Genomic DNA, 24,818 nt, shown 5'->3' on the forward strand with positions numbered 1-24,818 from the left:
CCGGCCGACTTCGCCCGGCCGAGTGTGCGGCCGGGCGATGTCGTCGTCAGCGGTTGGTGAACTTCGCGGGGCGCTTCTCGACGAAGGCGGTCATGCCTTCCTTCTGGTCCTCGATCGCGAAGAGCGAGTGGAAGACGCGGCGTTCGAAGCGCAGGCCCTCGGCGAGGGTGGTCTCGAACGAGCGGTTCACCGCCTCCTTGGCGATCATCGTGACCGGCAGCGACATCGACGCGATGGTCTCGGCGACCTCGAGCGCGGTGTCGAGCAGTTCCGCGGCGGGCACGACGCGCGAGACCAGACCGGCGCGCTCGGCTTCCTCGGCGTCCATATTGCGGCCGGTGAGCACCAGGTCCATCGCCTTCGCCTTGCCGATCGCGCGGGTCAGGCGCTGCGAGCCGCCGATGCCGGGGATGACGCCCAGCTTGATCTCCGGCTGCCCGAACTTCGCGGTGTCGGCCGCCAGCAGGATGTCGCAGATCATGGCCAGCTCGCAGCCGCCGCCGAGCGCGTAGCCCGCGACCGCGGCGATTGTCGGCTTGCGGAACTGCGCCAGCCGGTCCCAGCGGGCGAAGTAGTCGTTGAGGAACATGTCCATGTACGACTTGGGCTGCATCTCCTTGATGTCGGCGCCGGCCGCGAAGGCCCGCTCCGACCCGGTGATCACGATGGCGCCGATCTCGTCGTCGTGCTCGAGCTCGTCGAGCGCGGCGATGACGTCGTCGAGGACCTGCGCGTTCAGTGCGTTCAGCGCGTTCGGGCGGTTCAGCGTGATCCAGCCGACCCGGCCCTTGCGTTCCAGCAGAATCGTCTCGAAGTCACGCCCTCCCGTCACCCGGCCGCCACCCCCCACGGAATCGCTTCGCGATGCGTCCATCTTCAGGCACCCTCTTTGTCGGAACGATTACGGACATCGGTGACGATAGCGGAGAAGTCCCGCCCGGCAGCCGTCTGGTTGAACCGGCTGTAGATCTCCGCGGCGAGCAATCCGAGCTGGCCGTCGACGTTGTTCTCGAGCAACGCGTTCTCGGCCAGACCGAGGTCCTTGGTCATCAAGGCGGTGGCGAAACCGGGCTGGTAGTCGTTGTTGGCCGGGCTGGTCGGCACGGGGCCGGGGACGGGGCAGTAGTTGGTCAGCGCCCAGCTCTGGCCGGAGGCGGTGGAGACCACGTCGAAAAACGACTGATGACTCAGCCCGAGCTTCTCACCGAGCACCAGCGCCTCCGACAGCGCGATCATCGAGACGCCCAGCAGCATGTTGTTGCAGATCTTCGCCGCCTGGCCAACGCCGGAGCCGCCGCAGTGCACGACTTTGCCGCCCATCACCTCGAGCACGGGAAGCGCGGCGGCGAAGTCCTCGGCGGCGCCGCCGACCATGAAGGTCAGCGTCCCCGCGGCCGCACCGGCCACACCGCCGGACACAGGAGCGTCCAGCGCGCGGTGACCGGCAGCCGTGGCACGTTCTGCCGCGACTCTGGCGTCGGCCACGTCGATGGTGGAGCAGTCGATGAACAGCGTGCCCGGCGCGGCAGCCGGGAGCAGTTCGGCGTACACGTCGAGGACGAGTTTGCCATTGGGCAGCATGGTGATCACAGTGTCGGCGGCCGCCGCGTCGGCGGCCACGCCCACGACCGTCGCGCCGTCACGCTCGGCCTCCTCCCGCGCCGCAGGCACCGGATCGAAGGCGAGCACCTCGTAACCCGCCCGCACCAGGTTGGCCGCCATCGGCGCGCCCATGTGGCCGAGGCCGAGAAAACCGATTCGCTTGCTCATCACGCCACCTCCGGGGCCACCAGGCCCAGTTCTCGTTCGCCCAAGTCGGCGAAGTATGTGTCTACCTGCGCGTCTGTGACCTCGGCGAGGGTCGCGGGCGACCACTTGGGAGCACGGTCCTTGTCGATCACCTGGGCGCGGATGCCCTCGACCAGATCATGCGAGGACAGCGACGCGATCGAGACCCGGTACTCCTCGTTCAGCACCGCCTCCAGGCTCGGCGCGGTCCGCGCGGCACGGAGCGCGCGCAGCGTGACCTTCAGCGCGACTGGGGATTTCGCCAGGATCTCGGCGGCGGCCGCTCGCGCATCGGGCGCTTCGTGCGCCTCCAGGCGCGCGACGATCTCCTCGACGGAGTCGGCCCGGTAGCAGGCGTCGATCCATCCCTGTCCGGTGACCAGCGCGGATTCCGGTGCGTCCGTGGCGAACTTGGCGATCGCGATATCGGCGCTCTCCGAACGCAGCGTCTCCAGCAGGGCGGGCAGATCCTCCGAGGCGACGAAATAGTCGGCGAAGCCTGCCGCGATGGCATCACCTGCGCTCATGCGCGCGGTGGTCAGCGCGACGTGGGTGCCGATCTCACCCGGGGTGCGCGCGAGCAGATAGGTGCCGCCGACATCGGGAACGAAGCCGATGCCCACTTCCGGCATGCCGATCTTGGACCGTTCGGTGACGATGCGGTGGCTGCCGTGCCCGGACAGACCGACGCCGCCGCCCATCACGATGCCGTCCATCACCACCACGTACGGCTTCGGGTAGCGGCCGATCAGCGCGTTCAGGACGTACTCGTCGCGCCAGAACCGGCCGGTCGCCGAATCCGCGGTATTCGCACCATTTTTCGCGTCGGCATGGATGGCGACGATGTCACCGCCCGCGCACAACCCGCGCTCACCCGCGCCGGTGACGACCACGGTGCGCACCGCGTCGTCCTCGGCCCAGGCGCGCAGCGCATCCGTGATGGCAAGGGTCATCGAATGATTCAGCGCGTTGATGGCCTTCGGCCGATTCAGCGTGATCAGGCCGAGGCCGTCACGCTTTTCGAGCAGAACTTCTGATTCGGTCATGCTGTGTCCTTTCCGGCATGAACGGGGCCCTCCATGGTCACGCTGCGCTGCCGCCTCCGGGTCTGACCGTTCATGCCGCTCCTACCACCGCGCGGGCGACGACCACCCGCATGATTTCGTTGGTGCCTTCGAGGATCTGGTGCACCCGCAGATCCCGGACGATCTTCTCCACGCCGTACTCGGCCAGATAGCCGTAGCCGCCGTGCAGCTGAAGCGCCTTGTTGGCCACCTCGAAACCGGCGTCGGTCGCGAAGCGTTTCGCCATGGCGCACAGCTCGACCTTGTCCGGCGCGTCGGCGTCCAGCGCCGCCGCGGCCCGCCACAGCAGGGTGCGCGCGGCCTCCAATTCGGTACGCATATCGGCGAGTTCGAATTGCAGCGCCTGGTTTTTCAGCAGCGGCTTGCCGAACGCGTGCCGCTCGGCCAGATACGGCACCGTCTTGTCCAGCGCCGCCTGCGCGCCGCCGACCGAGCACGCGGCGATATTGAGCCTGCCGCCATTGAGGCCGTTCATTGCGATGCGGAAGCCGTCGCCCTCCGCGCCGAGCCGGTTCGCCGCGGGAATCCTGGCGTCGGAGAAGATCACCTGACGGGTCGGCTGCGCGTTCCAGCCCATCTTCTTCTCATTCGGGCCGAAGGAGACGCCGGGAGTGTCGCCGGGCACGATGAACGCCGAGATCCCGCGAGCCCCGGCGTCTCCGGTCCGCGCCATGACGACGTAGACGTCGGTGGCGCCCGCACCGGAGATGAACTGCTTGGCGCCGTTGAAGATGTAGTCGTCGCCGGCGCGGACGGCCTTGGTGGCCAACGCCGCCGCGTCCGAGCCGACGCCCGGCTCGGTGAGCGCGTAGCTGGCCAGCAGCTCCATCGTGGTCAGGCGAGGCAGCCAGCGGTCGCGCTGTTCCTCATCGCCGTAGCGATCGATCATCCACGTGGCCATGTTGTGGATGGAGATGTAGGCGGCGATGGCCGGGCAGCCGGTGGCCAGCTGCTCGAAGATGCGCACGGCGTCGAGCCTGCGCAGGCCCGAACCGCCCACGTCCTCACGGACGTAGATGCCGCCCAGGCCGAGCGGGCCCGCCTTGCGCAGCACGTCGACCGGGAAATGCTTCTGCTCGTCCCATTCCAGCGCGTTCGGGGCGAGGAATTCGTCGGCGAAGCCGCGCGCGGTGTCGCGGATCGCCCTTTCGTCGTCGTCCAAGTCGAACATGCGCGTCAGTCCATGGTCGGGATGACGAACGCGTTGCTTTCCTTCAGCCCTGCGGGCCAGCGCTGCGTCACCGTCTTGGTCTTGGTGTAGAAGCGGATCGAATCCGGACCGTGCTGGTTCAGATCGCCGAAGCCGGAACGCTTCCAGCCGCCGAAGGTGTAGTACGCGATCGGCACCGGGATCGGGACGTTGATGCCGACCATGCCGACCTGCACCCGCGCGGCGAAGTCGCGGGCGGTGTCGCCGTCGCGGGTGAAGATCGCGACGCCGTTGCCGTACTCGTGCTCGTTGGCCAGCCGCAACCCTGCTTCGTAGTCCTTGGCGCGGACCACGCTGAGCACCGGACCGAAGATCTCCTCGCGGTAGATCCGCATGTCCGGGGTGACCTTGTCGAACAGCGTCGCGCCGACGAAGTAACCGTCCTCGGCGCCTTCCACCACCAGCCCGCGACCGTCCACGACCAGCTCGGCGCCCTCATCGATGCCGAGCTGGACGTAGTTGTTCACGCGATTCACCCCGTCCTGGCCGACCAGCGGGCCGAAGTCGGCGCCGGGGTCGTCGGAGCGGCCGACATTGAGCTTGTGCACCCGCTCGGTCAACTTGGCCACCAGGCGGTCGGCGGTCTCCTCGCCGACCGGAACCGCCACCGAGATGGCCATGCAGCGTTCGCCCGCGGAGCCGTAGCCCGCGCCGATCAGCTGGTCGGCGACGTCGTCGAGGTCGGCGTCCGGCATGACGATCGCGTGGTTCTTCGCGCCGCCGAAGCACTGGGCGCGCTTGCCGTTCGCCGTCGCGGTCTCGTAGATGTACTGCGCGATCGGGGTGGAACCGACGAAGCCGACGGCCTTGATCCGCGGGTCGTGCAGCAGCGTGTCGACGGCTTCCTTGTCCCCGTTGACCACGTTGAACACACCGGCGGGCAGACCGGCCTCGAGGAACAGCTCGGCCAGCCGCAGCGGCACCGAGGGGTCGCGCTCGGAAGGCTTGAGCACGAACGCGTTGCCGGTGGCCAGCGCGGGACCGGCCTTCCACAGCGGGATCATGGCCGGGAAGTTGAACGGGGTGATGCCCGCGACCACGCCGAGCGGCTGGCGCATCGAATAGACGTCGATGCCGGTGCCCGCGCCTTCGGTGTACTCACCTTTGAGCAGGTGCGGGATGCCGGTGGCGAACTCGATGACCTCCAGTCCGCGCTGGATGTCGCCTTTGGCGTCCGCGATGGTCTTGCCGTGCTCGGAGGACAACAGGGCGGCCAGCGAGTCCATCTCGTCCTGCACCAGGGTCAGGAACTTCATCAGCACGCGCGCCCGCTTCTGCGGGTTGAACGCGGCCCACCCCGGTTGCGCCGCCTCGGCATTCGCGATGGCCGCCTCGACTTCGGACTTGCTCGCCAGCGGCACCCGAGCCTGCACCTGCCCGAGATTGGGGTCGAAGACGTCACCGAAGTTGCCGGACGCGCCCGGCACATGCTGTCCGCCGATGAAATGAGTGAGTTCGCGAACCATGCCAGTCCTGTTCTCGTAGCGATCGGGACACCGCCATGCGGTATGCGGGCATCCTATAGTTGGACATCCAAGTATCGACACACCATCCAGAGCGATGTGATTCATCCCACGTCTATGGCGGTGGGGTAGCACTCTGGTGACCGAGTCCAACCAGTGACGCCCAGTTCCCCGCAAGCCCACGGTGAGCCCCCGCCGCCGACCCAGCACCGGTACCGGCATATCCCGGGAGTGGCACATGGCTGCGGCGAAACGCGAGAAAGCGCCTCCGGGATGTGCCACTCGCGCAGCTAGCTGGGTTTGTGGGACCGGGTGAGTTGGAACGCCCCGAAGGCGAGCGTGAGGGCGCCGATTGCCACGACCACGGCCGCCGCGCCGAGCGCGTCGGTCCAGTCGGCGACGGCCTCGCCCGCGGCGAGTGCCACGGACACGGCACCGCCGATGACGAGTACTGCCGACCGCTGGGTCGCGTACAGGACGAAGCAGACCAGCGCCACCAGCGCGGTTAGCACATAAGCCCAGGTCCGGCCGTCGACGTCGATGCTCTGCGCGGCCGCGACGGAGGTGACGATGGCGATGAGATATCCGACCTGGGTTTCGAACAGGGCGCCGATTCTGGTCAACGCGAACCACACGCCACCGAGCAGCAGTACAGCCGCGCTGCCCCACACGTCGTCGAGCTCGAACACCTCGGTGAGCATCCCCGCGACGGCCGCGGGCACGAAGCAGGCGCAGACGAGCATGCCGAGCACCGACGGCAGCGCGAGGTAACCGAGTACCGCGACCACCGCACCCGCCGCGCACGCGAAAACCCAAGCGGCGTCGAATCTCCCGTCCTCGAACGCGGTGCCGACCGCACCGGCGAGCGCGACGGAAGCCAATGCGAACAACGCCGCCGCAAGCCTGGCGCGGGCACCGTGCGCCCTGCGGCGAGTGAACAACGCACCGGCGAGCAGGACTCCGCCGAACAGCAGTCCGGCCGCCACGATGGCGAGCACGCCCACCCGGACCGGACGTCCCAGATCCTCCCAAGACGAAGCCATCACCAGGAAGATCCCGCCGAACACCAGACCGGCACCGAGGTAAGCGGCGATCTCGGCGAGCACCTTTCCGCGCGCCGCCGCAGCCTGCTCGACAGCGAGCGCCGCGAGTACCGCATCGGCCTGCTCACGGGACAGCACACCCTCGGCGACCAGCCGCCCTACCGCTGCCCCGGCCCTGTCGTCGCGCACCATGCGCCCAGTATGTCCGAGTCGGCAGTTCGGGCAACACAAATCAGTCCTGCACAACCTTGCCCGGACTGCTGTTGGCATCGACTTGGACGAACACTTCGCGACTCCGACGACGCGGACCGCCTCGCACAACCACCGCCGGTAACCGTTGAACTCGACCAGCCACCGTCCAAGTCGTGCGCTGGATGACGCAACCGGGCTCGGCACAATGGTCACGAACCAAGACCCCACCACAAAGAGCGCCGTGGCTCTCGGCCATCAGGGTGACGCCCACGTCGTGGCTGGTGCGGTCGATCGCGTCGAGTGCCGCCCCGTGGAAGACGAATCGAGTCGGCCACCGCGTCACGCAACCAGACGCGGCACGAGCGGCAATGGGCCGCCGCTGAACCCAGCCGCCTTCCCTGCGCCAGCGGGTCGGGCGCGCCGGGGAATGAGCTGCCACGCCGCTGTCGCGCCCGGCGCGCCGGACCACCTGGCGATGTGATCACTATCACCGTAGAATTAGTTTGACGTCCTAGTATCGGGCGCCAATGGACTCGCCGGAGGATCCCGTGGCCGACCGCAGCGCGCTCTACACGCCCATCCATCCCGTTCGCTTCGTCACCTCCGCCGCCCTTTTCGACGGCCACGACGCGGCGATCAACATCATGCGCCGCATCCTGCAGAGCCAGGGCGCGGAGGTGATTCACCTCGGCCACAATCGCGCGGTCAGCGAGGTGGTGGACGCGGTGCTCACCGAGGACGCGCAGGGCGTCGCGGTCAGCTCGTATCAGGGCGGCCATGTCGAGTACTTCGAATACCTGGCCGACGCCTTGCGGAAGGCCGGAGCCGAGCACGTCCGGATCTTCGGCGGCGGCGGGGGCGTGATCGTCGCTGAGGAGATCGCGCGGCTGGCAGAATCCGGCGTCACCATCTTCTCCCCCGAGGACGGGCAGCGACTCGGCCTGCCGGGGATGATCAATCAGTTGATCCGCGACTGCGACATCGACTTGGCGGCCGAACCGCCCGCGCTGGACGCGGTACTCGCCGGCGAGCGATCCGCTCTGGCCCGCGTCATCACCTGCCTGCAAGGGGACACGCTGCCGGAGACGGACCGGCAGAAGCTGGCCGAAGCGGCCGCGGCGCGCCGCGTGCCGGTACTGGGCATCACCGGGACCGGCGGCTCCGGAAAGTCCTCGCTCACCGATGAATTGGTGCGCCGACTGCGCTCGGATCAACAGGACAAGCTGCGGGTCGCGATCCTCGCGGTGGACCCAACCCGGCGCCGCGGCGGCGGCGCGCTGCTCGGCGACCGCATCCGAATGAACGCGCTCGGCGCCGACCATGAACAGACGCAGCCGGACGAAGTCCGTCCACAGCCCGCGCCGGGCCGAGCGAAGGCGAGGCAGCCGCACGTTTTCTTCCGCTCGCTGGCCACCCGCAGCGGACGGGAACTGCCGGACAATATCGATCTGATCGTGGCCGCCTGCAAGGCCGCCGGATACGACCTGGTCATCGTGGAGACGCCGGGCATCGGCCAGGGCGACGCGGCGGTGACCGACCACGTCGACGTCTCGCTGTACGTGATGACGCCCGAATTCGGCGCCGCCTCCCAGCTGGAGAAGATCGACATGCTGGATTTCGCGGACGTGGTGGCGATCAACAAGTTCGAGCGGCGCGGCGCGGCGGATGCGTTGCGCGACGTGGCCCGGCAGCTGATCCGCAATCGGGAGGAGTTCCAGTCGACACCGGAGGACATGCCGGTCTTCGGCACCAGCGCCGCGACGTTCAACGACGACGGGGTGACGGCGCTCTACCAGCACCTGACCGGCTTGCTCGCCGACCACGGCCTACCGCTGGAGCCCGGCACGCTGCCGAAGGTCGACACCCGCGTTTCCACGCGCTTCGCACAGCTCATCCCGCCCGCACGGGTGCGCTATCTGGCCGAGATCGCCGAGACCGTACGCGCATACCACGCCGAGACCGCCGCCCAAGTTGTCGCGGCCCAACGCCTGCAACGCCTCGAGCAAGTCGCGGCCGAACTGCCGGATGACCACGCCGTGGCGGAACTGGCCGAACGCGCACGCGCCGAGCTCACCCCGGCGAATGCCGCGCTGCTGGCCGAATGGCCCGCGCTGGTCGAGTCCTATCAGGGCGAGGAGCAAGTGGTGCGCGTGCGCGACCGCGAGATCCACACCCCGTTGCGCCGGGACACGCTGTCCGGCAACTCGATTCCGCGCGTCGCGCTGCCGCGCTACACCGATCACGGTGAGCTGCTGCGCTTCCTGCGCGCCGAACACCTACCGGGCCGATTCCCCTTCACGGCTGGGGTGTTCGCGTTCAAACGCGACACCGAGGATCCGGCCCGGATGTTTGCGGGCGAGGGCGACCCCTTTCGCACCAACCGCAGGTTCAAGGTACTGAGCGAGCATTCCGACGCCAAAAGGCTGTCCACGGCGTTCGATTCGGTGACGCTCTATGGTCACGACCCCGCCGAGCGCCCCGACATCTACGGCAAGGTCGGCACGTCCGGGGTGTCGATCGCCTCGCTCGACGACATGAAAGTTCTCTACGACGGCTTCGATCTGACCGCGCCGACCACGTCGGTGTCGATGACCATCAACGGACCGGCGCCGACCATCCTGGCGTACTTCCTCAACACCGCGATCGACCAAGCGCTGGATCGGTTCGCGACCGAACAGGGACGCCCGCCGACCGACACCGAGGCGGCCGACATCCGGGCCCGGGCGCTGGCCACCGTGCGCGGCACGGTGCAGGCCGACATCCTCAAGGAGGACCAGGGTCAGAACACCTGCATCTTCTCCACCGAGTTCAGCCTGCGCATGATGGCCGACATCCAGGAATGGTTCGTACACAATAACGTCCGCAATTTCTACTCGGTGTCCATCTCCGGCTACCACATCGCCGAGGCGGGCGCGAACCCGATCAGCCAGCTGGCCTTCACCCTGGCCAACGGATTCACCTATGTGGAGGCGTATCTCGCGCGCGGCATGCACATCGACGATTTCGCGCCCAACCTGTCGTTCTTCTTCTCCAACGGAATGGACCCGGAGTACTCGGTCATCGGCCGGGTCGCCCGGCGCATCTGGGCCATCGCCATGCGGGATCGCTACGGCGCAGGCGAACGATCGCAGAAGCTCAAGTACCACATTCAGACCTCCGGCCGGTCGCTGCACGCGCAGGAGATGAACTTCAACGACATCCGCACCACCCTGCAAGCGCTGATCGCGATCTACGACAACTGCAACAGCCTGCACACCAACGCCTACGACGAGGCGGTGACCACCCCCACCGAGGAATCGGTGCGCCGCGCGCTGGCCATCCAGCTCATCATCAACCGGGAGTGGGGCGTCGCGATGAACGAGAATCCGCTACAGGGCAGCTTTCTCGTCGACGAGCTCACCGACCTCGTGGAGGAGGCCGTGCTGGTCGAGTTCGACCGGATCAGTGAACGCGGCGGCGTGCTCGGCGCGATGGAGACCGGCTACCAGCGCGGCAAGATCCAGGACGAATCGATGCGCTACGAGCAGCGCAAACACGACGGTTCACTGCCGATCATCGGCGTGAACACCTTCCGCAACTCACACGGCGAACCGCACCGGGTGCTGGAGCTGGCGCGCGGCACCGAGGCGGAGAAGCAGTCGCAGCTGCAGCGGGTCCGCGAGTTCCAGCAGCGCCACCGCGACGACGCCCACACCGCGCTGGCCCGTCTGGAGGCGGTGGCCCGTACCGACGACAACATCTTCGAGGTGTTGATGGACGCCGCTCGCGTGTGCACGCTGCAACAGATCACCGACACCTTCTTCCGCGTCGGCGGACAATACCGCCGCAACGTGTGAGGCGCGGAAAGCGCTGATCCATCAGAAGATTCGCACCTCGGGGATGGTATCCATGAGCGCCGCCCACTCGGGGTACTTCGCGAGCTTCGCCTCGTGCAGCGCCATGATCTTCTCGCGCAGCTCGGGATCGGCCTGATCGGAGACGTCGGGACCGATCGCGATCTTCGCGAAGTACGGGATGATCCGCGGATCGCCCGCCAAGTGGACCGGGTCGTGCATGTAGCGCTCCAGCGCATCCAGGTCTTCGATGCCCACGCAGTAGGCGTGGGTCAGCCCCTCGGACGCATCACCCAAGTTCTGGCCGACCGTCGAGAACGACACCGACTCCACCGACGCCGTCCGCCGCATCGTCGCGAGGACCTCCGCTTTCTGCTCCTCGGTGGTCTCGGGGCGGAAGCCGAAGCGCAGCAGGTGAACGATCATGAACTCCTCCTCGGATTGAACTTACTAGTTCAATCTAGAGAACTGATCAGTAGATACACAAGATTGAACCCATGAGTTCATTCCGGGGGTCGGAGGCGCTAGCATGCAGAAGTGGCCGGAACAACGGCGGCGCGCGGCCGCATCGACAAGCGACAGGCGATCCTGGACGTCGCGTTCACCGTCTTCGCTCGCCGCGGCTACGACAAGGCTTGTGTGCAGGAGATCGCCGACGAGGCGGGCGTCGCCAAACCGACGGTCTACAACCATCTCAACGACAAGCAGACGCTGTTCGAGCACGCGGCGCTCGCCGCGGCCGACGCCGTCGCCGCACAGACCTTGGCGATCGTCGACGAGTTGCGCGAACCCGGGGATGATCTGGCCGCGGCACTGACCGATGCGGCCCACCGGTTGCTCGAGGTCTGCGCGAGTGATCGCGCCCGCGCCTTACGCGCGATCACCTATGCCCAGCTCGCAGCGTTTCCCGACCTCGTCGACACCGTTCTCACGCGTACCTCGCGCACGGTCGCCGAGGCGCTGGCCGATCGGCTCGCCCGGCTCGCACTCGCGGGCAGGCTCCGCGTCACCGACCCGTCGGAGGCCGCCGAGCAATTGCTCGCCTTGCTCACCGCCCCGCTGGAGGCCCGCTCCCGGCTCGGGACCCGCCCCGTCCCCGCCGACGAACTCGAGGGCATCGCCGCGGCCGCGATCCGTACTTTCCTGGCCGCCTACGGTTCCCGCTGATTCCCGGACCCGCCCCGCATGGGCCGTGTGACAATCGGCCCGGGCAAACCATCAGCGCGGTTGGGACGGCAGACATGGATCTCTCGGGCATTCGGATCATCGACGCGCATATCCACCAGTGGGACCCGTTCACCACGCCCCGGGATTTCAGCGGGCTGGCGAAGCTGTTGCGGCGGCTGCCGGTGCCGGTGGACCTGGCCAAGCGCCTCGCGCCGCGACGCGACCGCGAATTCGTCGGCGACCCGGTCGCCTATCTGCGGCCCTACCTTCCGTTCGACTACCGTGCCGATGCCGGGAACGCGCCGATCGAGGTGGTCGCGCACATCGAGGTCGAATGGTCGCAGCCGGGACCGCTGGGGAAGGCAGGTGAGACCGCTTGGGTGGCGGGTCTGCCACTGGAGGCCGCGCCGCGGCTGGGGGCGATCCTCGCGGGTGGCGACCCGGCGGAGCCCGGGTTCGGCGAGTTACTGGACGCGCATGCCGCCGCCTCACCGCTCTTGCGCGGCATCCGCACGATGGTCGCCCACCATCCCGATCCGTGGGTGCGGTCGTTCACCGACACGCCGGGCAAACTCACCACCAAGGCGTTCCTGGACGGCTTCGCGCACCTCGCCGAGCGCGGCCTGTCCTTCGAAGCATGGGTGTACTCGCACGCCATTCCGGATGTCACCGCTCTCGCCGAGCGTTATCCGGAGGTGCCGATCGTGCTGAACCACCTCGGCACGCCCGCGGGGATTTTCGGCGCGGTCGGCAAGCACACCGGTACCCATCCCGGACTGCGCAGACAGCTACTGGTGCGCTGGCGCGACGATCTCAGCGCGCTGGCCGCGCACCCGAACGTGGTCGCGAAGGTCAGCGGGCTGATGATGCCGATTCTCGGCCACCCGGTCCCACCCCGCGGCACTCCGACGCCCGTTCCGCAGCTGCTCGACCGAGTCGGTCCGCTAGTCGAGCACGCCCTCGACGTCTTCGGCGCCGACCGCCTCATCTGGGGCTCGAACTTCCCCGTGGACAAGCCGATCACCAGCATTCCGGACAGCATCGAGACGATCGCGGCCGCGATCACCGGTCACGGCGGCGGCCGACCGGAACTCGAGCAGGTCTTCCGGACCACCGCGCAGGGGGTGTACCGGATCGCGGACTGAGTCGGAACTCGTCGCGAGCACTACGGGCTCCGACCGCACGAACGAGTTCTGCACGATCATCCCCGCGAGCGGCACCGGCGGTCGCGCGGGCATGGGCCGACTCAGCGTGGACGCCGACGGCACACACAACCATCTGGTTCGATTACGAACTCGGCTGATTCGGCAGCCGCGCACGCCCCAGTGCCGCGGTGAGTTCGGCGCGAGCGGTCGCCAGCGACGGCCCGTACCAGGTCAGGGCACGGCCCTCCACCAACGCGACCGGAATGTCCGGGAAAGCGTCCGGCCCATCGGATTCGGTGAAAACGTAGGGCTCGTCGGGGAGCACCGCCAGGTCGACACCCTCGGTCAGCTCCGCGTCGGTGACGCGGGGATAGCGCTCGGCGCGAACGGCGTGCACCAGCCGCAACCCGAGACGGCGTGCGATATCGCCGGTGAAGGTGTCGCGTCCGACCACCATCCACGGGTTGCGCCAGATCGGGATGACCGCGGCGCATTCCGGCTCGGGTGGCGGTGGCGCCCAGGCGGATTCGGCTTCGACCAGCCAGGGCGGGACGCCGACGCCGAGGGCCTTGGTGCAGAGCCGGGCGAGGGAGGCCATGGCGTCGTCGACGGTTTCGATCTCGGTGACCCACACCGGGATTCGCGCCGCGCGTAGCCGCATGACATCCAAGCGGCGGTTCTCCTCCATGTTGCACAGCACGAGATCTGGGCGGAGTTCGATGATGCGCCGGACGTTCGGGTTCTTGGTGCCGCGGACCCGCTCGACCGCCAAGTCCGCCGGGTGCGTGCACCACTGTGTCGCGGCGACAAGGACTTCCGGGCAGGTCATCGCCACCGTCTCGGTCAGCGACGGCACCAGCGAAACCACCCGGCGCGGGGGCGTGTGGATGTCGACGGGTGTTCCGAGGTCGTCGCGCGGCAACGCTGCCGGTGGGCTCTTCCCTGCCACGCCTGCCAGCCTATAACAGAACATATGCGCTGGTCGGTGCGCATTTCTTGGACCGGTTGCGCGCGGCGTCCAGGCGTGGTCGATCTGATGCCGATCGGTCCTTCTGGTGCCGCCGGGAACCGGGGGTCGGCTCAGCGCTGAGGCCACCAGCGTGAAACGCGGCGTCGCGCTCTGATGCACCGGACCATGAATCGCCAGATCCGCTGGAACCCAGGCTCTTAACGCCATCCTCGACGGCCCGCGGTGAGGGGAACACGCTGGGGCGAGACACGTGGTACCGCTGGTTTACGCGTCAAGTTCGGCGCAAGGGCAGTGCGGGGGCAGTTCCATACGGAAGGGTCTGGCGGGAGACTGAGAAAGGCACCCGGTATCGGGAAGTCTCCGGTCCCTTCGCTGCCGCCGGACTCGATCCCGCCCCGATTGTCCGGCGTCAACCGACAGCCCCGATGCCGGGTGCCTACCAAGCCGATCAGTCGTCGAATCGGCGATAGAGCGCGGTGAGTTCGCGCAGGCCGGTCGCGGCGGTCGTCTCGTCCGGAGCGGTCATCCGCAGCGCCTTGCGCAGCAGCAGCGGGTCCAAATCATCTGGCGCGGGACAGGATTCGGGGCTCGGCAGGTCCGGAAATACGATGTGGTCGCCGTACGGGTCATCGGAGACGGCAGGCTGGGCGTCGCGTTCGATGCCGCCGATCAGCGTGTCCAGGTCGAGGCCGCGCAGGGTGAGGATCTCGCGGGGGCGTTCGTCGAGCCGCTCGGCCAGCAGATAGCACACCGCGGCCACATGCTTGCACGGCCAGCCCGGATCCGGGCAAGTGCACGTGAAATCCAGGTCCGCCGCGGTGGTCGGCAGCAACAGCGGCCCGAGGCCGGTCGGCAGCGCGCCCGACGCGATCTCGGCGAGCATGCCCGGCGCGGAACGGATGGTCTCGATCAGCAGCTCCAGCTCGTCCGCGCGCAGGGGGCGCACGGTGAAGACCGCGGTGAACGGACGCGGTTGGCTGCCTTGCACTTCCGCGGTCACGGCGCCGGGCTCGATCCGGTAGTTCACCACCTGACCCGACCTGGCGTAATTGCGGCCGCGCGCCAGACGCCCCGGCTCCGCCATCCGCTCCACCGATTCCACCAGGGCCTTGCCCCACCACGTGCGCCCGAACGTCCCGCGGCGGCTGCGCGCGGCAACCCCGCCGCGCACCGGCAGCTTCTTCCCGTACTCGGAGTAGTCGACGAAGGGACTCATTCGCCCACCGCCGCGGCGCCCAGGGTGAACAAATCGCGCAGTTCGTCGGTGCTCAGCTCGGTGATCCAGTTCTCCCCCGCGCCGACGGCCAGATCGGCGAGCTGCCGCTTGCCGGTGATCATCTCGTCGATCCGCTCCTCGATGGTGTCCACGCAGACCAGCTTGCGCACCTGGACGTTGCGCCGCTGCCCGATCCGGAACGCGCGGTCGGTGGCCTGGTTCTCCACCGCGGGATTCCACCAGCGGTCCAGGTGGACGACGTGATTGGCGGCGGTGAGGTTGAGTCCGGTGCCACCGGCCTTGAGCGACAACAACATCAACGGCGGTCCGTCCGGCGCCTGGAACCGGGTGACCATGTCGTCGCGCTTCTTCTTCGGCACCCCACCGTGCAGGAACGGGATCTCGGCGCCGAACCGCTCGGCCAGATAGGGCGCAACGAGTTCGCCGAACTCACGGAACTGGGTGAACAGCAAGGCTTTCTCGCCGTCGGCCAGCACCGCGTCGAGCACGTCCTCCACGAGGGCGAGCTTGCCGGAACGGTGGGCGCCGCGGTGCAGCACCGCCGACCCGTCGCCGAGAAAATGCGCGGGATGGTTGCACACCTGCTTGAGCCGGGTGAGTGCGCCGAGGACCGCTCCCTTGCGGGCCATCCCTTCGGCGTCCTTGATCTTGGCGAGCATGTCGTCGACGACGGCTTGGTAGAGCGCGGCCTGCTCGACGGTGAGATTGGCCCGCACCGTCATCTCGAGTTTGTCCGGCAGATCGCTGATCACCGCGGGGTCGGTCTTGACTCGGCGCAGCACGAACGGCCGGGTGAGCCAGCGCAGGCGGCTGATCGCGTTCTCGTCGCGCTCGCGTTCGATGGGCACCGCGAAGCGCGCTCGGAACGACTGCGGGCTGCCGAGCACCTTCGGCATCGCGAAATCCATGATGGAGCGCAGCTCTTCCAATCGGTTCTCCACCGGAGTTCCGGTGAGCGCCAGGCGATGTCGCGCGGGCAGCGACCGTGCCGCCCGCGCCTGCCGCGTGCCCGCGTTCTTGATGTGCTGTGCCTCGTCCAAGACGACGCGGTCCCACGGTTGCCTGCCGAGTTCCTCGACATCGCGGGCGAGCAGCGCGTAGGTGGTGATCACCAGATCGGCGGCGGCGATTTTCGCGTCGAGTTCGGCGCCCGCGAGACGTCCGGCGCCGTGGTGCACCCACACCCGGAGATCGGGCGCGAATCGCTCGGCCTCGCGCTGCCAGTTGCCCACCACGGACATCGGACACACCAGCAAGGTGGGGTCCGGCTGCTCCGGCGCATCGGCCGCCGTCTCGCGCTCGTGCACCAGCAGGGCGAGCACCTGGACGGTCTTGCCGAGCCCCATGTCGTCGGCGAGGATCGCGCCGCAACCCATCCGGCTCATGGTGGCCAGCCAGGCCAGACCGCGTTCCTGATACGGCCGCAGCTCGGCTTTCAACCCGACCGGCGGCGTGACCGGCGCGGGCGCGTTGGCGCCATCGAGCAGGTCCGCCGCCCAGCCCGAGGCCGTGACCTCGGCGATGGGCACCTGCTGCACCCGTGATCCCGCTATCTCGCCGAGCATGTCCGCGAAGGTGACCGGAGAGTCGTCGGTATGCGCGGCGACATAGCGGGCCGCGGCGGCGAGCACCTTGTGGTCGGCCTGCACCCACTGCCCGCGCAACTGGACCAGATCGGACTTGCCGCGCACCAGCCGTTCCATCTCGGCCGGGGTCAGCACGATATCGCCGAGCGCGAGTTCCCAGCGGTAGGAGACCAGGCCGCGCATGCCGACCGTGCTCTCAGCGGCGGGCACCGCGCTGTCCACCTGCAGCCGCATGCTCGGCTCGGCGACGCTCCACGCCCGCGGCAGCAGCAGCCGGACCCCCGCGCCGTGCAGGGCGTGCGCGCCGTGCGCGACCAGGTCGAGCACCACCTCGGTGGGCAGCAGCAGATCCATGCTGCGCGGATCGCTCGGCAGATCGCGCAACCGCGGGTAGGCCCGCTGCGCCGCGCCGAGTTTGTCCACCGCGATCCGGACGAGATTCGGATCACCGTGCAGTGGAACGGGTTTCGGCGCCTCGCCGGCGATGGCCAGGCAGACCTCCAACCGCCACAGCGCCACCGTCTCGTCGCCGGTGCCGAGTTCGCCGTCCGGCTCGAGCAGGCGAAGCACCAGATCCGGTTCGTCGCCGGTCAGGCTGGCGCGCCACTGTTCCAGCACCTCGGCCACTTGATAGCTGCCGTTGTCCAGCGGAGTATCCCCGACCAGGGCAGCCACCAGGGGATGCGGCGAATCGGTCAGGTCGACCAGCGCTCGCGCGATCGGATCGGTGAGTTCGGTGACCATGTCGTCGAGCAGCGCGGCCGGACGTCCGGCTACTCGCAGAGCCTGGGGCATGGCGACGGCCAGTTCGGCCAGCCACGCGCGTTGCCGCTCGCCGCCGACCAGCCGCCAGCGCACCCACCACTCGCCGTCCTCCCTCCGCAGCTGGGGAACTACCCGCCCGGCGCGCACCCAGCGCTCGACCCCGCGCGCGACGTGCGCGAGAAAGCGCAGATCACCCGCCACCCCCTCGGCGGGCAGTCGCTGCCGCAGCACCTGCGCTGCCGCGGAGGGGGTCAGCGCATGCGCCCGGACCTGTTCGGTGGCGCCGGACCCGGCAGCCATAACGTCGGCGCGGTGCCGGAACTTCGCGGCACGCAGCACACCACCCAGCGGGTCGGGAAGCGCAGGCAGCGCGGCGGCCGGCGAGTCGTGCCACAGCAGCAACCCGCCACCCGGCGACCACAGACCGTGCAGCATCACCCCATCCAATCAGGCCGGTCCGACACCACCACGGCCACTGGGGCGTCCCCGGTCTCGGCCGGATCGGGTTCGACCGGCATACCCTGTACGGCTGCCGGAGTAGCACCGCGGCGTGGGCTGCGGCAGGCGGACACGCCGACGACGTGCCGCAGCGAGCGAAGAACGCAGGTCAGGCGTAGTTTCGAAGGTGCGGCCAGTACCGGGAAGGCAGGGACGAGCCGGGCGGGACGGCACGGACCGGAGGATGTGCAGACTCCGACCCGGCGGAACCGACGGGCAGTACCCAACGGACCGGAAAAGGAAGATACTGGAATATCCGCTGGTCATCGCGGAAGAACCGCAGCTTGGTGTCAAGGGAAGCGGAGGAAGCAGCATGACGATTCTGCTCCAGGTCCTCGAACAGAGCTTCACACCGACGACCGCGTGGGAACGACGGAAGTTCACCTTCGTGCACGCCGACAAGATCGTCGGCATGCGGTGCGACGGACAGTGCGGCGTGTGGCTGGACCTGTCGCGACCTGGTGAATCCCAGCGTCTGGCGCGGACAAGCGACCCGCGTGACGCGGTCACGTTCCTGCTCACCACCTTCGCGAAGATCGCCGAGTGCGAGGAGCGCGGCGGATCGTGGGTGATCGGGCACGACGGAACGCACATCGAGTCCATCGCGGCCACCCGGTTCCCGCCCCGGGCGAGCGAGGTCGCCGACGACGATCTCCTGGCGCGCGCCTGGTTGTAACGGCTCGCGCCGTCAGTTCCCCGTCGCCACCGGCCGTTTCGGATCGTTCGACCACTGCGACCACGAACCGGGGTACAGCGCCGCCTCGACACCTGCCACCGCGAGCGCGGCGATCTGATGTGCCGCCGTCACGCCGGACCCGCAGTACACCGCCACCGGCCCCGAGCCGAATCCGGCAAAGCGGTCGCGCAGTTCGTCCGCTGTCCGGAAGCGGCCATCGGCGTCGAGGTTCTCGGCGGTCGGAGCGCTCAGCGCGCCGGGAATGTGCCCGGCGCGGGGATCGATCGGCTCCACCTCACCGCGGTAGCGCTCGCCCGCGCGGGCATCCAGCAGCACGCCCGGCCAGCGTGCCGCGGCGTCCGCGTCGATCACGGGCAGCTGGCCGGGGCTCAATTCGACATCGCCCGGCTCCGGGTCCGCTTCGGCGCCGGTCGCGATCGGCCCGCCCGCGCCGGTCCATGCGGGCAGCCCGCCGTCGAGAATGCGCACGTCCGCGACCCCCGCCCAGCGCAGCAGCCACCAGGCGCGGGCGGCGGCCATGCCGCCGGTGGCGTCGTAGACGACCACCGGATCGCCTTCGCACAGCCCCCAGCTGCGCGCGCACTTCTCCAGTTGCGCGGGGTCCGGCAGCGGGTGCCTGCCGCGGGCGGGTGAAGGCGGCGCGGCCAGTTCGGTTTCCAGATCGACGAACACCGCCCCGGGGATGTGGCCGTCGAGATAGTGCTGCGGCCCATCCGGGTCGCCCAGCGCCCATCGGACGTCCAGCAGGCGAAGCCGCTTGTCCGCCAATGCTTCCCGAAGGTCCCCTGGTGAGATCAGTACCGCGCTCAACCCAGCTCCTCGTCCCGAATCGCGTCCTCGCGCACCGACTCCCCCACCCTACGCATCCGGATGCGCCGATGTCGCCATACTCGCGCGTACCGCTGAGCCGGGCGGCGCGAGTCAGGCCAGTTTCCGGGCACTGGCTGGTGACACGGCCTGGTGACCAGGGGCAATATCCGGCCAATGTCGAAGGTTTCCACGGCCCCGGCCACCACCGCCCGCGAACCCGAGCGATCGAAGGCCGGTCTCGGCCAGCCGATCGGCGCGGGCGTGGTGACGGCGCTGGTGGGTTTCACCAGTTCGTTCGCCGTTGTGCTGAGCGGGCTGACCGCGGTGGGGGCGACTGCGGCACAGGCTGCGTCGGGCCTGCTCGCGCTGTGCCTCATGCAGGCGATCGGCATGATGCTGCTGAGTTACCGGTATCGGATGCCGATCACGCTGGCCTGGTCCACGCCGGGGGCGGCGCTGCTGGCCGGCACCGGGGCCGTGGCGGGCGGGTGGCCCGCGGCGATCGGCGCCTTCGTGGTGGCCGGGGTATTGATCGTGATCACCGGACTGTGGCAGCGGCTCGGCGCACTGGTCGCCGCGATCCCGGTGGAGATAGCGCAGGCCATGCTGGCCGGAGTGCTGCTGCCGCTGTGCCTGGCTCCGGTACGGGCGGTGCAGACCAGTCCGGCGGTGGTGATCCCGGTGATTCTCGTCTGGCTCGTGCTGCAACGGTATGCCCAGCGCTGGGCCGTGATCGCGGCCTTCGCCACCGCGGCAGCCGGCGCCGCGATCAGCATCGTCGTCCAGCACAAGCCGCTCGATGTGCGCGCCATGGTTCCGTCGCTGGAACTTACATTGCCGCACTGGAGTTGGCAGGCGCTGATCGGCGTCGCGATCCCGCTCTACATCGTGACCATGGCGTCGCAGAACATCCCCGGCACCGCGGTGCTGGCTTCGTTCGACTACCGGGTGCCGTGGCGCGCCGCGATGACCGCCACCGGCCTCGGCACCGTCATCGGGGCGCTCGCGGGCGGGCACGCGATCAACCTCGCCGCGATCAGCGCCGCGCTCTCGGCGGCGCCGGCCGCGCATCCGGACCCGAAGCGACGCTGGATCGCGGCATTCACCGTGGGCGTGGCGTACGTACTGCTCGCGCTGGGCTCGGCCGCTCTGGTCACCCTGGTCGCGGCCGCTCCGGCGGGCACGCTGGAGACCGTCGCGGGTCTGGCCCTGCTCGCCACACTCGCCGCGGCACTCAACGCGGCGCTGCGCTCCGACGAACACCGGGAGGCCGGGATCGTCACCTTCTTGATCGCCGCGTCCGGCGTCGGCTTCGCCGGAATCGGCGCAGCGTTCTGGGCTTTGCTCGCCGGTCTGCTGGTGCGCAAAGTGCTGCGTTGACTACCGAACGCGGCTGGTACGGAAGCAGGAGTGCATAACGGCGGCGCCGGAATCGGCGCAGCGTTCCGAGCGTCCCTAGCCGGTCTGGTAGCGCGAAAGCCCCCGGCCGCTCCGGCGGCACGCTGGAAGCGTCCCGGTCTGGCCTTTGCCGACGCACACCACCGCGGCCAGCGCGGCGCTCCAGGGGCCGGTTGCCGCTACGACTGGAGGGCGGCCTGGAAGCGGCGCATGCCGTCGATCCAGCGGTCGTAGTCGGAGCCCTTGTGGCGGTACATCTTCAGCACCTCGGGATGCGGGAGGATCAAGAAGTGCTCCTCCGCGACTCCGGTGAGGACGATCTCGGCGACCTCGTCCGGGGACAGCACCGCGCCCGCGCTGGTGACGGCTTTCACCGCGAGCTCGGCTTCGGCGGCATGCTCCGGCGGAACGAGTCCGCCGTGCAGCAGCTGGGTGTCCACGCCCATCGGGCACACGCAGCTCACCCGCACCCCTTTGTCGCCGTAGGTGACCGACAGCCACTCGGCGAATCCGACGGCCGCGTGCTTGGACACCGCGTAGGGCGCCGAACCGAGCTGGGTGAGCAGGCCCGCCGCCGACGCCGTGCTCACGAAATAGCCGCCACGCTCCAGCCAGCCGGGCACCAGCAGCCGCGCGGCGCGGACATGGGCCAGCACATTGACCTCGAGCGCGGCGGCCCATTGCTGATCGGTGCTGTCCAGACCCGCGCCGCCGCCGATGCCCGCGTTCGCGAAATACAAGTCCACCGGTCCGAATTCGGCCTCGGCTCGCTCGATCAGCCCGCGGATCACCGTTTCGTCGGCCACGTCGCCACCGATCGCGACCGCGGCCGAGCCGAGCGATTCCGCGACCCGCGCCGCACTGGCCGCGTCGAGGTCGGCGAGCACCACCCGCGCCCCACCCGCGACAAGCCGGCTCGCCAGCGCCGCCCCGATCCCGGCGCCCGCCCCCGTGACGATCGCAACCTTGCCCGAAATATCCATCCCCGCACCCTAGCGGGGCGTCACCGGCCCTCGCCGAGAACTCCCCGGCCACCTCGGACAACTGTGGGCGCGCGACGGCGTACGTCGGCGCGGCAGCGAGGCGCTGCTGGAAGTCAGCTCGTTTACGCCAGTGAGCGGTGAACTCGTCGGCGCGCCCGGCGGGCAGGCGGATGGTCGCGATCACTATCCTCGATCACACTCGAGGTCAAGAACGTTCAGCTCGAATTCGCCAGGCGATCCAGCAGCGGCGCGGTACGCGGACCGACCAGCTCGCGCATCACCAGCGCCATATTGGTCCGCTCGACGCCGGGAATCTTGAGGATCTGCCCCGCGATGCGATACAGGTCGTCGGCGTCCTGCGCCACCACCCGCACCGTGAGGTCGGTGAGCCCGGTCATGCCGCACACCTCGGTCACCTCGGGCACCTCCGCGAGTTCGTCGACCACCGAATCCAGCCGATGCTGATCGACGACGACCGCCACGAACGCCGCGAGTGGATACCCGAGCGCGCGCGGCTCGACGCGGCGTTCGAAACTGCCGAGGACGCCACCCGCCTCCCAGCGGGACAGCCGAGCCTGCACGGTATTGCGGGACAGGCCGAGCCGGGCAGCCAGCTCGACGCCCGTCGCCCTGGGATTGGCGACCAGCTCCAGCAACAGCCTGGCGTCGGTGGCGTCCAGGGTCACGCCGACGTTTTCTCTGGTCATACAACGCAGTATGACACCAATCGCGGGGTCGGAATTGAGCATTCTGCCCATTCGCCTGTCAAGCACTTGCGCAGTTCGCGTTCTGGTGGATGCTGTGAGATAGAACACATTCCTTTGTGGCGCGACGGGGTGAGCACCGATGACGGGCAAGTCCGAGTATCCGGTCCAATTGGTCCAGCCGGACGGTCGCCGCGTGCTCGATCCCGAGCATGCGGCGCTGGTCGCCGATATCGGTCCCGAACAGCTGCGCGAACTGTACGAGGACATGGTCGTCACGCGAAGGATCGACACCGAGGCCACCGCGCTGCAACGGCAGGGCCAGCTCGGACTCTGGGCGCCACTGCTCGGGCAGGAAGCCGCCCAGGTGGGTTCGGCGCACGCGCTGCATCCCGACGACTACGTGTTCTGCAGCTATCGCGAGACCGCCGTCGCCTACTGCCGCGGTGTGCCGCCCACCGATCTCACCCGGCTGTGGCGCGGCGCGGCCCACCACTGCTGGGACCCGCACGCGGTGAACATGACCAACCCGAACATCGTCGTCGGCTCCCAGGGCCTGCACGCCACGGGCTACGCGTTCGCCGCGCACCTGGACGGCGCCGACATCGCCACCATCGCCTATTTCGGCGACGGCGCGAGCAGTCAGGGCGATATCGCCGAGGCACTGGGGTTCGCCGCGAGCTGGAGCGCGCCCGTGGTGTTCTTCTGCCAGAACAACCACTGGGCGATCAGCGAACCGGTGCGTGTGCAGAGCGCCACCCCGATCGCGCGCCGCGCGGATGGCTACGGCATGCCGGGCAAGCAGGTCGACGGCAACGACGTGCTGGCCGTGCTCGCCGTGACCAGGCAGGCGGTGGCGCGGGCGCGCTCGGGCTGCGGCCCCTCGTTCATCGAGGCGCTCACCTATCGGATGGGTCCGCACACCACGGCGGACGATCCCACCCGCTACCGCTCGACCGCCGAGACCGAGCAGTGGGCGCGGCGCGATCCGATCGACCGGATGCGCAAGCTGCTCGAACGCGAGGACCTGTGGGACGAGGCGTTCGCCCGGCACGTCGCGGAGCGCTCCGACGAGGTCGCGCAAGCGGTGCGCAGCGCCACCATCGACATGCCCGACCCCGCGCCGACGGAGCTGTTCGATCACGTCTACACCACCCCGCACCCGCTGATCACCGAACAGCGGAGGGTGTATGCGGAGTACCTGACCGGCGATCCCGGCCTGTCCTCCGCACGAGGAGAAGGAGTCACACAATGATCACCACCTTCGCCGCCGCACTCAACACCGGATTGCGGCGTGCGCTGGAGGACGACCCGAAGGTCCTGCTGATGGGCGAGGACATCGGCCGTCTCGGCGGGGTGTTCCGGGTGACCGACACACTGCAGAAGGACTTCGGCGACAATCGCGTCATCGATACGCCACTGGCCGAATCCGGCATCATCGGAACGGCTTTCGGCATGGCGCTGCGCGGCTACCGGCCAGTGTGTGAGATCCAGTTCGACGGCTTCGTCTACCCCGCGTTCGACCAGATCGTCTCGCACGTGGCGAAGATCAACTATCGGACGCAGGGAAAGGTCAACGCGCCGCTCACGATTCGCATCCCGTTCGGCGGCGGCATCGGGTCGGTGGAGCACCACTCCGAGTCGCCCGAAGCTTATTTCGCACATACCGCGGGCCTGCGTGTCGTGACGCCGAGCAACCCGGCGGACGCGTATTCGATGATCCGGCAAGCGATCGCGCTGAACGACCCGGTGATCTTCTTCGAACCCAAGCGCAGGTACTGGGACAGAGCCGATGTCGACTTCGTCGCGCTGGACCGTGACGGCGGGCTGCCGCTGGATCGCGCCAGGGTGTGCACAACTGGCACGGACGCGACCGTCGTCGCGTACGGCGGCACCGTCGCGACCGCGCTGTCGGCCGCGAAAATCGCCGCGGCGGAAGGACACGCGCTCGAGGTGATCGACCTGCGCAGCCTCTCGCCGATCGACTTCGACACGATCGAGACGTCGGTCGCGAAGACCGGGCGGCTGGTCGTCACGCACGAGGCGCCGGTATTCGCCGGGCTCGGTGCGGAGATCGCCGCGCGGATCACCGAGCGCTGCTTCTACCATCTCGAAGCACCGGTCCTGCGGGTCGGCGGATTCGACATCCCCTACCCCCCGGCTAAGCTCGAGAAGCACCACCTGCCCGACCCCGACCGCATTCTCGACGCGGTCGACCGCTCCCTCGCCGCCTGACGCGGGTTC

At 68.8% G+C, this 24,818-nt stretch carries 20 protein-coding genes; 7 read left to right on the plus strand and 13 right to left on the minus strand.

The window, feature by feature from the left end:
- Nucleotides 1-46 precede the first annotated feature (46 nt).
- The 6 genes from ACWPXK_RS00260 to ACWPXK_RS00285 form a co-directional block, all read right to left on the minus strand.
- A complete protein-coding gene (locus ACWPXK_RS00260; RefSeq protein WP_454193997.1) occupies nt 47-874 on the minus strand; it encodes an enoyl-CoA hydratase in 828 nt (275 codons plus the stop codon).
- Nucleotides 875-876: 2 nt separating this feature from the next.
- Nucleotides 877-1,770 (minus strand): 3-hydroxyisobutyrate dehydrogenase, encoded by an 894-nt coding sequence (gene mmsB, locus ACWPXK_RS00265; RefSeq protein ID WP_454193998.1) that lies wholly within the window; start codon nt 1,768-1,770, stop codon nt 877-879.
- Entirely contained in the window at nt 1,770-2,834 is a 1,065-nt protein-coding gene (locus tag ACWPXK_RS00270; protein ID WP_454193999.1) for an enoyl-CoA hydratase/isomerase family protein, read from the minus strand. Before ACWPXK_RS00270 ends, mmsB begins: the two co-directional genes overlap by 1 nt.
- A 70-nt stretch (nt 2,835-2,904) precedes the next feature.
- The gene (locus tag ACWPXK_RS00275) at nt 2,905-4,044 is read right to left on the minus strand and encodes an acyl-CoA dehydrogenase family protein (RefSeq protein WP_454194000.1); all 1,140 of its coding nucleotides are present in this window, start codon (nt 4,042-4,044) and stop codon (nt 2,905-2,907) included.
- Between the two features lie 5 nt (nt 4,045-4,049).
- A complete protein-coding gene (locus tag ACWPXK_RS00280; RefSeq protein ID WP_454194001.1) occupies nt 4,050-5,549 on the minus strand; it encodes a CoA-acylating methylmalonate-semialdehyde dehydrogenase in 1,500 nt (499 codons plus the stop codon).
- 287 nt (nt 5,550-5,836) lie between these two features.
- Complete coding sequence (locus tag ACWPXK_RS00285; RefSeq protein WP_454194002.1) at nt 5,837-6,781, minus strand: DUF2157 domain-containing protein; 945 nt, start codon at nt 6,779-6,781, stop codon at nt 5,837-5,839.
- A gap of 527 nt (nt 6,782-7,308) precedes the next feature.
- On the opposite strand from ACWPXK_RS00285, the gene icmF reads away from it, so the two are divergent.
- The gene (gene icmF / locus ACWPXK_RS00290; RefSeq protein ID WP_454194003.1) at nt 7,309-10,617 is read left to right on the plus strand and encodes a fused isobutyryl-CoA mutase/GTPase IcmF; all 3,309 of its coding nucleotides are present in this window, start codon (nt 7,309-7,311) and stop codon (nt 10,615-10,617) included.
- Between the two features lie 21 nt (nt 10,618-10,638).
- Here icmF and ACWPXK_RS00295 read toward each other — a convergent pair whose 3' ends face one another.
- Nucleotides 10,639-11,040: a Dabb family protein gene (locus ACWPXK_RS00295; protein WP_454194004.1), complete on the minus strand. Its 402-nt coding sequence runs from the start codon at nt 11,038-11,040 to the stop codon at nt 10,639-10,641.
- Nucleotides 11,041-11,151: 111 nt separating this feature from the next.
- Here ACWPXK_RS00295 and ACWPXK_RS00300 point away from each other — a divergent pair, with 111 nt between their 5' ends.
- Together ACWPXK_RS00300 and ACWPXK_RS00305 are read left to right on the plus strand one after the other, a co-directional pair.
- On the plus strand, nt 11,152-11,781 hold the full coding sequence (locus ACWPXK_RS00300) for a TetR/AcrR family transcriptional regulator (protein ID WP_454194005.1): 630 nt from the start codon (nt 11,152-11,154) through the stop codon (nt 11,779-11,781).
- A 74-nt stretch (nt 11,782-11,855) separates the two neighbouring features.
- The gene (locus tag ACWPXK_RS00305; protein ID WP_454194006.1) at nt 11,856-12,926 is read left to right on the plus strand and encodes an amidohydrolase family protein; all 1,071 of its coding nucleotides are present in this window, start codon (nt 11,856-11,858) and stop codon (nt 12,924-12,926) included.
- A gap of 142 nt (nt 12,927-13,068) precedes the next feature.
- On the opposite strand, the gene ACWPXK_RS00310 is transcribed toward ACWPXK_RS00305, so the two are convergent.
- The 3 genes from ACWPXK_RS00310 to ACWPXK_RS00320 form a co-directional block, all read right to left on the minus strand.
- Nucleotides 13,069-13,875 carry a helical backbone metal receptor gene (locus ACWPXK_RS00310; RefSeq protein ID WP_454194007.1) on the minus strand — a complete coding sequence of 269 codons (807 nt, stop codon included), beginning with the start codon at nt 13,873-13,875 and terminating at the stop codon, nt 13,069-13,071.
- A gap of 469 nt (nt 13,876-14,344) precedes the next feature.
- Entirely contained in the window at nt 14,345-15,112 is a 768-nt protein-coding gene (locus ACWPXK_RS00315) for an SWIM zinc finger family protein (protein ID WP_454194008.1), read from the minus strand.
- On the minus strand, nt 15,109-17,919 hold the full coding sequence (locus ACWPXK_RS00320) for a DEAD/DEAH box helicase (RefSeq protein WP_454194009.1): 2,811 nt from the start codon (nt 17,917-17,919) through the stop codon (nt 15,109-15,111). Before ACWPXK_RS00320 ends, ACWPXK_RS00315 begins: the two co-directional genes overlap by 4 nt.
- A 376-nt stretch (nt 17,920-18,295) precedes the next feature.
- On the opposite strand from ACWPXK_RS00320, the gene ACWPXK_RS00325 reads away from it, so the two are divergent.
- A complete protein-coding gene (locus ACWPXK_RS00325; RefSeq protein ID WP_454194010.1) occupies nt 18,296-18,658 on the plus strand; it encodes a hypothetical protein in 363 nt (120 codons plus the stop codon).
- A gap of 12 nt (nt 18,659-18,670) precedes the next feature.
- Here the strand turns inward: ACWPXK_RS00325 and ACWPXK_RS00330 are convergent, their stop codons facing one another.
- Entirely contained in the window at nt 18,671-19,489 is an 819-nt protein-coding gene (locus ACWPXK_RS00330; RefSeq protein ID WP_454194011.1) for a sulfurtransferase, read from the minus strand.
- A gap of 174 nt (nt 19,490-19,663) precedes the next feature.
- Here ACWPXK_RS00330 and ACWPXK_RS00335 point away from each other — a divergent pair, with 174 nt between their 5' ends.
- Entirely contained in the window at nt 19,664-20,869 is a 1,206-nt protein-coding gene (locus ACWPXK_RS00335; RefSeq protein WP_454194012.1) for a benzoate/H(+) symporter BenE family transporter, read from the plus strand.
- Between the two features lie 197 nt (nt 20,870-21,066).
- On the opposite strand, the gene ACWPXK_RS00340 is transcribed toward ACWPXK_RS00335, so the two are convergent.
- Together ACWPXK_RS00340 and ACWPXK_RS00345 are read right to left on the minus strand one after the other, a co-directional pair.
- Nucleotides 21,067-21,870 (minus strand): SDR family oxidoreductase, encoded by an 804-nt coding sequence (locus ACWPXK_RS00340; protein ID WP_454194013.1) that lies wholly within the window; start codon nt 21,868-21,870, stop codon nt 21,067-21,069.
- A 215-nt stretch (nt 21,871-22,085) separates the two neighbouring features.
- Nucleotides 22,086-22,577, minus strand: a complete 492-nt coding sequence (locus ACWPXK_RS00345) for an Lrp/AsnC family transcriptional regulator (RefSeq protein ID WP_040774899.1) — start codon at nt 22,575-22,577, stop codon at nt 22,086-22,088.
- Nucleotides 22,578-22,716: 139 nt separating this feature from the next.
- Here ACWPXK_RS00345 and pdhA point away from each other — a divergent pair, with 139 nt between their 5' ends.
- Together pdhA and ACWPXK_RS00355 are read left to right on the plus strand one after the other, a co-directional pair.
- Nucleotides 22,717-23,829: a pyruvate dehydrogenase (acetyl-transferring) E1 component subunit alpha gene (gene pdhA / locus ACWPXK_RS00350; protein WP_454194014.1), complete on the plus strand. Its 1,113-nt coding sequence runs from the start codon at nt 22,717-22,719 to the stop codon at nt 23,827-23,829.
- Nucleotides 23,826-24,809 (plus strand): alpha-ketoacid dehydrogenase subunit beta, encoded by a 984-nt coding sequence (locus ACWPXK_RS00355; protein ID WP_454194015.1) that lies wholly within the window; start codon nt 23,826-23,828, stop codon nt 24,807-24,809. Before pdhA ends, ACWPXK_RS00355 begins: the two co-directional genes overlap by 4 nt.
- The last annotated feature ends 9 nt before the right edge of the window (nt 24,810-24,818 follow it).

The sequence above is a fragment of the Nocardia sp. Marseille-Q1738 genome (assembly GCF_965283145.1).